This window comes from Mucilaginibacter sp. SG538B (assembly GCF_013376065.1).
Taxonomy (GTDB): domain Bacteria; phylum Bacteroidota; class Bacteroidia; order Sphingobacteriales; family Sphingobacteriaceae; genus Mucilaginibacter; species Mucilaginibacter rubeus.
The window spans coordinates 1,289,626-1,301,494 of record NZ_JABMJI010000001.1; the positions used below are offsets into that span (position 1 = coordinate 1,289,626).

The window sequence follows — 11,869 nt, forward strand, 5'->3', positions numbered from 1 at the left end:
GATATATTTATTTTTCGGGTATAACCAGTTGTTGTTGTTCTTTTTTGGTTTCGAGCACTATAGTGGTGCGGGTACTCAAAATATTAGGGATCTTGCTGAAATGAGTGCGCATTAAATTCATTAGCGATGCCGAATCATAAGTACGCACTTTTATTAAATAACAGTCGTCGCCGGCTATGTGGTGCACTTCCTGCACCTCGGGTATTTTGGCCAGTTCGCTTGATGTAGCATCGCTTCCTGGCCCATCGGCCGCTTTCATAAATATAAAAGCAAGCATTTTTTGCTGCAGGGCCGCCGGATTGATGCGCGTTGTATATTGTTGGATCACATTTTTTTGTTCCAGTTTTTTTACGCGCTCAAGTATGCCGGATGGCGCCATGCCAAGCTCACGGGCCAGGTCGGCATTAGAGATCCGGGCATTTTCCTGCATCAATCGCAAAATATGCAGGTCGGTTTTATCTAAAATAATTTCCGGTTCGTTAATCATACAGTAATATTCGATATAAATTGAATAAAGTTCAAATATTTTTAATTAAAATGAATTTAATTCGACAAAACTATCTTTATGATGTTTAAACATCAGTTGCTTAAGTCGCTTCTGCAATCAAATAAATACTGTTTTAGCTGTCTGAAATGACTTTTTGATACGCAATAGATTTTTTTGAAAAAAAATTAAAATGTTTTTAAATCACAATCGTCTTTATCTTTAAAAAGGATAAAGAAATTGACAACAGCGATAATGCCCCAGGACAAAAACAGCCACATCATACAAACAATTGCTTCGTATGGTAAAAGCCTGTTGGGATTTATTCGCCGGAGGGTAAAAAACGATGCCGATGCCGAGGATATACTCCAGGATGTTTGGTACCAGTTTAGCGCTGTGATCAATTCTGAACCGATTGAACAAACCAGCGCCTGGCTATACCGGGTGGCCCGGAACAAAATAACTGATAAGCATAAAAAAAAGACGGAAACCCTGCTTGATGATATGCTGGCCGATGATGAGGATTATGACGATGAGGCACCGGACTTTAAAGCCATACTCCTTACCGAAGCTACCACTCCCGAAACCGAGTATTTGCGCAACCTTTTTTGGGAGCAGTTATTTTTTGCGCTGGATGAATTGCCCGAAGAACAAAAACAGGTATTTGTTTGGCATGAGCTTGAAGATATCCCCTTTGAGGAAATTGCCAAACGTACCGGGCTAAATACCAACACGCTGGTATCAAGAAAACGTTACGCCGTACTACACTTGCGCAAACGGCTTGCCCAGCTTTACACGGAAATTACTGAATATTAAAAATTAAGACATTATATAACATGAAACCATTTTTTTATAAAAGGCGATTTTTCTTCATCCCGCTTGGGGTAGTCGCTTGCCTGGCTATTATCAGCTTTATAGTAATGCAGCTATGGAACAACTTACTGCCGGATATTTTACATGTAACAACCATTACTTACTGGCAGGCCGTTGGCATATTTATTTTATGCAAGATTTTGTTTGGTTTTGGGAAAGGCGGCCCTAAAGGCGGAGGAGGAGCGCCCTGGATGCGCGGACGCATGGCCGAACGTTTTAAGAATATGAGCCCTGAAGACAGAGATAAGTTCCGCGCTCAGTGGGAAGACCGCATGTGCGGATGGAAAGGCCACGGGCATGGCAGGTTTAGCCGTGACTGGGACGATTTTAAGACTACCACAAACGAAGAAAAGAAGGCTGAGTAAGCAATCAGCATGTCCGGCTTTAAGCTTTGTGCATTCCGCTTTCAGCTTTATAAATAAATATTTATCTACCTCAAATAACATAACAATGGATGTACTGGTATTTGCAACAAGTGTACGGCAGAGACGGCAGGTGAGCCGGGTACAAAATTTATTAACCAAAATACCTGCCATAGCCCAATGGAACTTTGACCTGGAAGACTGCGATAATATTTTACGGGTGGAGGCTGAGGATCTTTCACCACGTTATATCGAATCGTTGTTACAAAAGGCCGGCATCCATTGCCAGGAGCTTGATTATTAATACCTGTTTACAATGACAGCCTCGCTTGAACGTAAGGTGATCCGATGGGTCCATATCTTGTTAAGCATCCCAGTTGTAGGGTATATTTATGGCCCGGTGGCTCAAATTCCTAACGCGGCTGCGGCGGTAAAATGGGTATTCTTCCCAATAATAGTACTTTCGGGCTTCTGGCTGTGGAAAGGCTATTGGTTTAAAAAGAAATACAAAAATTTAGTTAAGTGATTGTTTGGCAGCCCGGCTTATTTTTTAGCCGGGCTGTTTATTTCAATCCAGTAGCCGTCCGGATCCTGGAAATATAGTTGTAGTACGCCATCGGCCCGGTAGGTAGGTTCTTTACTGTCGCCTTTCCAGTTTGAATAGGGGATATTCATTTGATCAAGCGTTTTTGCAAACTCTTTTACCGACGAAACAGTGAAGCAAAGGTGTACGCCTTTAACCTGTTTTTCGTTCCGTTCGGCCTGTATAACGTGTAGTTTTACATTATTGCCAAGACTATACCATTGGTGTACGGTATCGGCAAAGGGGTTGGCAACTTTTTTAAGGTGTAATACTTTGGTATAAAATTCGGTGCTTTTTTTAAGGTTACCGGTAGTAATGGCGATATGATCAATTACCGGTGAGATATCGGTACCGTTTTGCGCTTTGCAAACCACAGGTAAAAGCACAGTTATTGCCAGCAGCAACGTGGTTAGTTTGGCTGTTTTAAAAATTATTGATAAAGATCTCATTGTTAGGATTAGTAATTTAAATGCCTAAAGATATAGGTTTAGCATTATGGTTAAAGTAATGCACAAATAAATTACACAAGCATTCAATGAAAACTGAATATCAATCTTTCGTCCAGGGGATTAACACAATTGATATTGTGTAAATTCCAGTCATTAATATCAATAAGGCCCGCATCGGTCCTGTAATGACTGTCATCAACAGGGCATTTTACTACATATCCAATATCTTTAATCAGCACAATTATTGGTCTTGCACCGCAAACCTTGCAGCAGTTACAATCAACCGATCCTGGTATATTTACATAGCCCCTCATACTTCATCCGGCGTTTAATTAGTTTTTAATTGCGATTAGTTATCAGGTCAATCAACTTTGTTGAAGTACTCGTATTTTATCCTCAAAAAATAAAAAAATGCTAATTGAGAATAAAATCCTCCATAAAAATATAATACGTATGAAACTGAATTTATGTTACCGCCCTTTGCAGATTATTATTTATTTAAGGGATAATAATAGTTTGTTTGTATTTTACAGGGCCGTTGTATAGTAATTTAACGCTGCAAACAGCTATGGAGCAATATCATTATTGATGCTTATAGCCTTTCTGTCCTTCGGATTTTTGTTTATTTGGATTAACCGGGTTATGGCGCGACGGAGTTCCTGAGTTGTCGCTTGAAATAGTTGTCGACTGATGATTATCCTACTGTAACATTCCTTTTACGGCTTTGTTGCCGCACTCTTATGGCATGATAACTGTTTGGCCATAGTTTATCTATCGAAAACTAATAAATCTTTGCTATGAAAACTACTGTTTCACGCTCAATTTCATTATTAATATTAGCAGCAATGGGCTTTACCAGCTGTTCGGCCGAATACCGGGAACGACACAGGCGACGACACGATGAAAGGGTTCGTGTACACGAACGCGTAGTTATACATAATTAAACAGGTAAATAAAACAAAACAAGCCGCACTGATGAAGCACGGCCTGTTTTGTTTATGGCGTTTAAAAACCGGGATTGTTTATGGCAGATCAATCGTTCCAGAGGTGCCGTGAATGAAGGCTGCCTTCCAGTTTGTTTTTAATTATAAGGTCGTCTTTATGTAAAATGCAATCGCCCTGATTGATGTCTTCTTCGGCAGTAACTTTGATGATGCTGCCTGATATCTGTTCAACTATACTTGATAAAGTAAAGATCTCTGAGTCGGGTATTTGTACGGTTAATATTGCCATGGGTAGATGATGTTATTTTTAATAATTCAAAAATATGGTAATAAAATTTACCCAATGTTTTATGAAAGTAAAATTTAAATAACCTTTATTTTACAAATGTATCAACAATATTAATTCACGGTTTTAGTTATCAGTACCCAGTCTACAATGGTTTTGGCATCTCCGGTTTTGATTTTGTTAACTGTATTTTCTGATAAACCATGATAGGGTTTGGTAACCTTGTTAACACCACCGGGATAACCCCCGCCTAATGCAAAATTAAGGATGATGAATTTTTTGTTATCAAAAGCCCAGCGGCCATATTTTTCAACCATTGCTTTTGTTACCGTATAGGTGATTTTGCCATCAACCTTAAAAACAAGGCTCTCAGGCAACCAGTCTACCGAATATACATGCCACAGGGTAACATCAATGCCTGCCGGGAAAAATACCCGTTTTGCAAGCGGCGTATCGCCGAAATAGCCGGGTCCATGCAAAGCGTGGCTTACCCAGCTTGAGTCGCCTACGGTTTCCATTATGTCAATTTCGCCGCAATTGGGCCATTTACCGTTTCCAAGCAACCAAAAAGCTGGCCATAAGCCTGCGCCTGCCGCCATTTTCATTCTGCATGAGGCCGTGCCATATGTAAACTCCATTTTAGCACGGGTATTAATGCGGCCTGAAATGAAATCATATTTACGCTGCTGTTTACTGGTAAAGCCGGGTTTATATAAAGCCTTTAAAACAAGTGCGCCGTTTTCGGCACCTTCGGCTTTACCATCTATCATATAAATGATAGCCGCCGAATCAACATAGGCCTGCTGCTCGTCGTTAACAGTATTGCCTGTAACTTCAACATTCCATTTGCTCCTGTTGAGGGCGGGGTTGTTAAAATCTTCGAAAAAAACAGTATCGGTTTTAGTGTTAGTTTGAGCGAATGCCTGTAACGTTAATAAAAGCGGAACTGACAGCAGCAGGTGTTTTAGTTTCATTAGTGGTGTGTGAGATAAGGGTTTAAAGGTAGATAAATTGAATGAGAGGAACTTAGTCTTTACCAATTGCGATCATAATTTTACAGCAGCGTCCCGGTTTGAAACTAAAATACATTGACAAATAAACAGATGAAGAATCTCAGCTTACATTGTTATATTTGTGTAATACTCATCTTAAGGTTATGGGTAATAACACAACAAATTTATATTTCAGGTCAAAACAGACTTCATTAATAATGTTGGCGGTAACGGCTATCATTTGCTCCAGGCTGCTGTTCTTTCTTTTTAATGACTCTGAAGGCCCAAATCTTTTAATAGTTGGAGGCTTGGCACTGGCTTTATTTTTGCTATCCTGGGCGGTATATGTATTGGGCCCACTCAAAATAAATGGCTTTAAACGACTTTTCGCGGCAATTTGTATCCAACTACTATTAGTTATTGGTCTCTATTTTTGCATGAAGTAAGTTCCTGTCTTTCTAAAAATCGTTGAACCTGGCCTGCATCTGCAATTTTACCCTCTAATTACCTTTACTTTTTTAAATTGCAGTCTTATATGGATTTATATGCACAGTAGTGGTTTTTTGAAGGTATTCGCAATTATTGCGTTGATTAGTTTGTTGTTTGATTGGTACATCCATTCCGGCCTTAAAACCTTAACTGCCGACTGGCAATCAAACCTGTGGCGCAACGTTGTTTTATGGGGGTATCTGATCATATCTATAGGCGTAACTGCTTTATTTTTACTTGGCTTTGGCGCTTTTAGTACAGCAAGCGGCATGTGCCCGTTTCATGAGTGGATGCTAAGCCTGTTCCTGACGTTTTTTATTACCAAATTGGTTTTCATAATCGTATTATCCCTTGGCGATCTCGGGCGGTTTTTCGTAGGTGTATTCAATTTGATCAGTGGTTCGGGCGGGGGCGTCGGGCAATCGGCTTTTCCGGGCCGGCGTAAGTTTATCAGTGAAATAGCGGTACTGGCGGCTGCCGTGCCTTTTACTTCGTTTTTTTATGCCATGCTTAAAGGTAAGTACGATTATAAGCTGCATAAAACCACCCTTTATTTTGATGATTTGCCCGATGCCTTCGATGGCTTTACCATCACCCAGCTTTCTGACATCCATTCGGGAAGCTTTGATAATACCGAGGCTATGCAACGCGGTATCGACCTGGCCAAAGCGCAAAAAAGCGACCTGTTTGTTTTTACCGGCGACCTGGTGAATAATGCAGCATCGGAAATTGAGCCTTATATTGACAGGTTTGGGCAGATCAAAGCGCCTTACGGACAGTTTTCCATTTTAGGTAACCACGATTACGGTGATTATATCCATTGGGATAACATGCAGGAAAAGGCAGCCAATCTCGATAAACTTAAACAACATCACAAAGCCTTAGGCTACCGTTTGCTGCTGGATGAAAATGTAACCATTGAAAAAGGCGGACAATCGATCTCCCTGATCGGGATCCAAAACTGGGGCAGAGGTTTCATCCAGATAGGCGATTTGAATAAGGCGCTTCAGGGCGTACCCCCGGATGCCTTTAAAATCCTGCTTTCGCATGACCCTACCCATTGGGAAGAACAGGTTCGTTATAACCCAACAACCATCCATCTTACCCTATCAGGGCATACTCATGGTGCGCAGTTTGGGGTGGAGGTCCCCGGCTTTAGGTGGAGCCCGGTAAAATACCGCTATGTTGACTGGGCCGGCCTCGCTAATGAAAAGAACCGATATCTGTACGTAAACCGTGGTTTTGGTTTCCTGGCATTTTCGGGAAGATTAGGTATTTGGCCTGAGGTTACGGTTATTGAGCTGAAGAAAAAGGTAGTGTAACGTTATAAAATACGGATTTGATTTATCGGGCTTGATTTGTGGCAAGGTTTTTATGCTTTTTATATGAAGCATTAAAACTAAGATTATGGCAACCAACGATATAAAAAGGATAGGCAAAAACGGTCCGCAGGTACAGCATCAGCATAGTAATGCCTGGCAAGTGATGAAGCCTTTTGTACATTTTGGTGTGAAAGCTATAAGCGCAATAGCCCATACGCTTATCTACATTATAAAACATATTCCCAAACCTGATTCGCCTAAACCTTCCGGGCAAAAAGGCGGTAAGCTCATCAAAATATGAAATAGTAAGCCCGGTATATTCATATCGGGCTTTTTTGTAATCCAGTACTGGTTATCTACCGTTATTAAACGGAATAAAATACCGTGTTTTCACGGGTTGCGGGACCGTTTTTAAATGGCGAGATTTAAGCGTTGATTAAATCATGCAAAACAAGAACTGCCATTACCTATCACAGGTTGCTAATATTGCCTTCAATAATAATTGATATAATATTTAAAACCTAAACCTTAACTTTAACCTTGTCTTTACACCCGTCAGTTTGATGGGTGTTTTTTGTTTTATACCAGTTCAAATTCATGAGCGTTCAGTAAGTGGCTTGTTGTTTAAATTACAATTTGTACTTACTTTCACCCTCAATGAATCATCTGTTTACCGGTTACAAAACGCTTCAAAAATTAATACTTCCGGCGCTGTTACTTTCTGCTACATTATCATCAAAAGCGCAGGTGTTTGGCGGTAATCCGCCATCTATAAAATGGAAACAGGTAAACACACCGCCAGCCCGGGTGATATTCCCGGCCGGCTTGGATTCGGCGGGATTAAGGGTTGCCAATATCGTGCAGCAAATGAATGGCCTGATCCGGCCAACAATCGGCTTTAAGCAAAAACAAATCAGTATTGTATTGCAAAACCAAACCACCGTAGCCAACGGCTATGTAGGATTGGCCCCCTTCAGGAGCGAGTTTTTTTTAACCCCCGAACAAAATAGCTTTGATATAGGCAGCCTGCCATGGCCGCAGCAACTGGCCATTCACGAGTACAGACATGTGCAGCAGTACAATAATTTTAATGTAGGCCTGTCGCGTTTACTCCGCATAATTTTTGGCGAAGGCGGGCAGGCGCTGGGTAACGACCTGGCTGTACCCAACTGGTTTTTTGAGGGAGACGCTGTTTTTAACGAAACCCTGGTGAGCGAACAGGGCAGGGGCCGGCTGCCTTATTTTTTTACCGGTTACCGTGCGCTGTGGGCGGCGGATAAAAACTACAGCTATATGAAGCTTCGCAATGGCTCGTACCGCGATTATGTGCCCGATCATTACCCGCTCGGCTACATGATGGTAGCATACGGCCGCGAAAAATATGGCAGCGAACTTTGGAAAAACGTAACACATGACGCCGCGGCCTATCGCGGTGGCTTTTATCCTTTTCAATGGGCTGTTAAAAAATACACCGGCGAAAGTTTCAAAACCTTTTCGACTAACGGGTTTGCTTATTTCAAACAGCAATTTGCTGAAGATAACCCCCAACCGGTTGCAGAACGAAAGAAACATTTTGACGCCAACCGGCAATACCCGGCTTTTGTGAACGATAGTACGCTCATCTATGCCAAAAATACCTACGATCATTTGCCCGCCTTTGTTGTTAAAACCGGTAGTAAAGAAGTGAAAATCAGCACCCGTTCCTACTCATTGGATAGTTATTTTGATTATCACAACGGTAAAATAATTTATACATCCTATCGGCCGGATTTACGCTGGGGCTACCGTAATTATAGTGAATTGATGCTGCTTGATGCAAAAACAGGCCAGGAACACCGGATCACCTCAAAAGCAAAATACTTTTCGCCTGCTTTTAGTGCCGATGGACAAAGCATTGTTGCCGTACGGGTTGATCCGTCAGGTGTAAGCCGGCTGCATATTTTAGACACAGCAGGGAAACTGCAACAGGAAATTCCAAATCCGCGGGGGCTGTTTTATACGTATCCTAAGTTTTATGGCGATGGCAAACTGCTGTCGGCGGCACGTAATAAGGAAGGTAAAATGGGGATAGCCCTTACCGAGATTGCTACCGGTAAAACGGATTATTTAACACCCCTGAGTTTTCGCCCTATAGGTTTTATCGCCCTGAAAAAAGATACACTTTACTTTACCCAAACCGATGGCAAAAACGACCGCCTGTTTGTAATGATGCTTAACGATAGAAGTGTTCATGAGATGCTGCCTCCCGGTAACGACAGTGGTATTGGCTATTACCAACCTGCTGTAAGCGACAATAAACTGGCCTGGGTAGGTTTTACTGCCGATGGTTACCGGATTAACCAGGCTAACAAAAAAGATTTAAAATGGATAGCCGCCGGGGGGGATTATGCACGCTACCTGCCCGATCTGGGGATCACAGCACTCAAAAAAGATTCGGCTGCCAATTTAGTAACAGGGATAGTTGATAAGCCATTGCCGGTTACCAACTATTCCAAAGCGCATGGGTTGTTTAATTTTCACAGTATCATTCCCAACATCAGCGACCCTAATTATTCATTCGCTATCACGGGCGAGAATGTGCTGAATACTTTTCAGTCCGAATTGTCTTTTGATTATAATACTAACGAAGGCTACAAGCAGTTTGGTTTCGATGCCATTTATGGGGCCTTATTCCCCTATATTTCGGCCGGGGCCGATTATACACTCGACAGGCGGAGCTTTTATAAAGGCCAATACGTTTACTGGAACGAGACTGCTGTACATGGTGGCTTGCGGGTCCCCCTGAATTTTAGTGAAGGCAAGCGTTTAACCAGTATTACCTTCGGCAGCGACCTGTATTTTAACAGTATCAACTTTCAACAAGCCTACAAAAGCAGTTTTGCCGACCGGTCATATAGCTATCTAAATAATTATTTCAGCTTTAGCAATCAAACTCAGCAGGCACAGAAAAATATCTATCCGCGATTTGCACAAAGCATTGGCGTTAATTATAAATCGGCAATTTCGGGCTCAGGGGCAACACAATTGTTAACAACCGGGTCGTTTTATTTCCCTGGCTTGTTTGTGAATCACAACTTTGTCATCAGCCTGGCGCACCAGCAAAAAGGGAAGGACAACGTGATCAGTTTCTCTAATGATTTCCCTTTCTCCAAAGGTTATACCGCCGAAAACCTGGATAATATGAATAAGATTGGCTTAACCTATCATATGCCAATAGCGTATCCTGATGCAGGTTTCGGTAACCTGTTTTACCTGTTACGCTTACGTACTGCATTGTTTTTTGATTATACCCATGCCAGCGCATCAAACTTTTTTACCGATGGCAGCAGCTTTAAACAAAACTTCAGGTCAGTGGGCGGTACCTTGTATTTCGATACCAAGTTCTTTAATCAAAATAGCATCACATTTGGTATCAGGTACAGTAGGTTGCTTGATGAAGACTTTTTTGGCGGGACAGGGCGAAACAGGATAGAGCTGGTTTTACCGGTGACTTTCTTTTGAAGAATTATTGAATTAATAATCGGTACTTACTATACCCGTTAGGCAACCGGCGCAAGTAACAAGTGCCGATTTTCTTTCTTTAATATGAGCAGCTATTTTAATTATATCGGAAGAAATATCAACATCTTTTTTTTGAAGCATTTGTATACCGGCAACACCGTATGCTTGTTCTTCGCAACAAAAGCTAACTAACAGGTTTTTGAGTTTTTTGATATTGTTATTTTTTACAATTCGTTCAATGTATTTGCCCATCGCTGTTTGAGGGCTGCCATCTCCGCAAAAAAACGCATAGGTCTTATCTAAATTTAATTCATGTATTAAATCATTAATGCTTTTTGACGATTTATAAAAAGCATTACGTCTTTTTAAATACTCCAATACCTGTACAGTGTCTATTTTGGGGCGGTTTTCTTTTTGATTCATCTTATCGAAAGCTGGGTCTTCATAAAATGAATTATCGTATATGACAGAGCTAAAAAGGATACAGTCGTCCTTAATAAGTAAGTTAACCTGGTATCGATTTAAGCCATTAAAAACTACGTTTATCCGTTGATGCTTATAGCCAAAATCTACATCTCTGTCAAAGTAAGTAGTTACTTTGCTATCATGGGGCTGCCGGGTTTGTTTAATGCTGTCAATTCTTTGGAAAAGCTTGGTAGCGCTCTTTTCATTATTAGATACTGATTCTATTTTGTGATAATAAGTCTGAAGCTGGGCATAACTTTTTAAAATGGTAACTTGGAATAAAAACAGAAAAAGTATTTTTCTATTCATAAATTTAACTATTCGCCAACCGAATCAATTCCCTAACCCGGTCAACGCCGGTAATATCAATACTATATTCATCGCCGGCTTCGGCGCTCATCATGATGCTTTCATTATGAAACTTCATTTTACTGGCAACCTTGATCCTTGCCGATGAATGAACTTCTTTAACCCCGGTAAAATGAACGAGGTCTGCTACGTTGGTCTCACTTACGCCGCTCCCGGGCATAATGCTGATGCGGCCGGCGGCTTGTTCAACGAGGCGGTTTAAATTGCTGGCACCCTCAATAGCGGTGCTTTTGCCTCCTGAGGTAAGTACGCGCTCGCAGCCCATTTCAATAATTTCTTCAAGGGCTTTATGCTGATCGGCACACATGTCGAAGGCCCGGTGGAACGTTACGCCCAGGCCCCATTGCCGGGCGAGGCGCACCATTTCGGTACATCGTTCTATATCGATGGAGCCATCTTCTTTAAGGATACCTATCACAACGCCGTCGCAGCCGGCATCAATGCAATACCTGATATCGGCCATCATGAGCTTGTACTCCATATCATTATACAAAAAATCGCCGCCGCGCGGGCGGATGAGCACATACAGCTTGATATGGAGCAGGCTGCGGGCCATTAATATCGTACCGTGAGATGGGGTGGTGCCGCCATCCTTCAAATTTTCGCAAAGTTCAACACGCACAGCGCCGCCCTCCTGGGCCGCCAGGGCCGATGTAACCGAATTAGCACAAACTTCGAGCGATACTTGCATGTTTTTTTAAGTCCATAGTCCATGGTCGATAGTCCATAGCCTTTTTTGTTCATAGTCTA

Annotated in this window: 14 protein-coding genes; 8 read left to right on the plus strand and 6 right to left on the minus strand. The window is 41.8% G+C overall.

Going from position 1 to position 11,869, the window contains the following annotated elements; genetic code table 11:
- Positions 1-7: 7 nt before the first annotated feature.
- Entirely contained in the window at positions 8-487 is a 480-nt protein-coding gene (locus FHW88_RS05155) for an Lrp/AsnC family transcriptional regulator (RefSeq protein ID WP_176623659.1), read from the minus strand.
- Between the two features lie 252 nt (positions 488-739).
- On the opposite strand from FHW88_RS05155, the gene FHW88_RS05160 reads away from it, so the two are divergent.
- From FHW88_RS05160 to FHW88_RS05175, 4 genes are all read left to right on the plus strand, one after another.
- Entirely contained in the window at positions 740-1,300 is a 561-nt protein-coding gene (locus tag FHW88_RS05160) for an RNA polymerase sigma factor (protein WP_090524319.1), read from the plus strand.
- A 20-nt stretch (positions 1,301-1,320) separates the two neighbouring features.
- A complete protein-coding gene (locus tag FHW88_RS05165; RefSeq protein ID WP_176623661.1) occupies positions 1,321-1,722 on the plus strand; it encodes a hypothetical protein in 402 nt (133 codons plus the stop codon).
- A gap of 85 nt (positions 1,723-1,807) precedes the next feature.
- On the plus strand, positions 1,808-2,023 hold the full coding sequence (locus FHW88_RS05170; RefSeq protein WP_090524321.1) for a hypothetical protein: 216 nt from the start codon (positions 1,808-1,810) through the stop codon (positions 2,021-2,023).
- 12 nt (positions 2,024-2,035) lie between these two features.
- Positions 2,036-2,245 (plus strand): hypothetical protein, encoded by a 210-nt coding sequence (locus FHW88_RS05175; protein WP_176623663.1) that lies wholly within the window; start codon positions 2,036-2,038, stop codon positions 2,243-2,245.
- 17 nt (positions 2,246-2,262) lie between these two features.
- Here the strand turns inward: FHW88_RS05175 and FHW88_RS05180 are convergent, their stop codons facing one another.
- Positions 2,263-2,751, minus strand: coding sequence for a VOC family protein (locus FHW88_RS05180; RefSeq protein WP_090524326.1), 489 nt, complete (start codon positions 2,749-2,751; stop codon positions 2,263-2,265).
- A 797-nt stretch (positions 2,752-3,548) separates the two neighbouring features.
- Between FHW88_RS05180 and FHW88_RS05185 the strand changes: the two genes are divergently transcribed.
- Positions 3,549-3,695: a hypothetical protein gene (locus FHW88_RS05185; protein ID WP_167516182.1), complete on the plus strand. Its 147-nt coding sequence runs from the start codon at positions 3,549-3,551 to the stop codon at positions 3,693-3,695.
- Between the two features lie 88 nt (positions 3,696-3,783).
- On the opposite strand, the gene FHW88_RS05190 is transcribed toward FHW88_RS05185, so the two are convergent.
- Together FHW88_RS05190 and FHW88_RS05195 are read right to left on the minus strand one after the other, a co-directional pair.
- Positions 3,784-3,984, minus strand: a complete 201-nt coding sequence (locus FHW88_RS05190; RefSeq protein ID WP_090524329.1) for a hypothetical protein — start codon at positions 3,982-3,984, stop codon at positions 3,784-3,786.
- A 110-nt stretch (positions 3,985-4,094) separates the two neighbouring features.
- Complete coding sequence (locus tag FHW88_RS05195) at positions 4,095-4,955, minus strand: family 16 glycosylhydrolase (RefSeq protein ID WP_176623665.1); 861 nt, start codon at positions 4,953-4,955, stop codon at positions 4,095-4,097.
- A 563-nt stretch (positions 4,956-5,518) separates the two neighbouring features.
- On the opposite strand from FHW88_RS05195, the gene FHW88_RS05200 reads away from it, so the two are divergent.
- The 3 genes from FHW88_RS05200 (at position 5,519) to FHW88_RS05210 (ending at position 10,285) form a co-directional block, all read left to right on the plus strand.
- Positions 5,519-6,784, plus strand: a complete 1,266-nt coding sequence (locus FHW88_RS05200; protein ID WP_176623667.1) for a metallophosphoesterase — start codon at positions 5,519-5,521, stop codon at positions 6,782-6,784.
- An 85-nt stretch (positions 6,785-6,869) separates the two neighbouring features.
- Positions 6,870-7,085 (plus strand): hypothetical protein, encoded by a 216-nt coding sequence (locus FHW88_RS05205; protein WP_176623669.1) that lies wholly within the window; start codon positions 6,870-6,872, stop codon positions 7,083-7,085.
- A gap of 356 nt (positions 7,086-7,441) precedes the next feature.
- On the plus strand, positions 7,442-10,285 hold the full coding sequence (locus FHW88_RS05210; RefSeq protein WP_176623671.1) for a TolB family protein: 2,844 nt from the start codon (positions 7,442-7,444) through the stop codon (positions 10,283-10,285).
- 12 nt (positions 10,286-10,297) lie between these two features.
- Here FHW88_RS05210 and FHW88_RS05215 read toward each other — a convergent pair whose 3' ends face one another.
- On the minus strand, positions 10,298-11,059 hold the full coding sequence (locus FHW88_RS05215) for a hypothetical protein (protein WP_176623673.1): 762 nt from the start codon (positions 11,057-11,059) through the stop codon (positions 10,298-10,300).
- Positions 11,060-11,063: 4 nt separating this feature from the next.
- A complete protein-coding gene (locus FHW88_RS05220) occupies positions 11,064-11,810 on the minus strand; it encodes a copper homeostasis protein CutC (RefSeq protein ID WP_176623675.1) in 747 nt (248 codons plus the stop codon).
- Between the last annotated feature and the right edge of the window lie 59 nt (positions 11,811-11,869).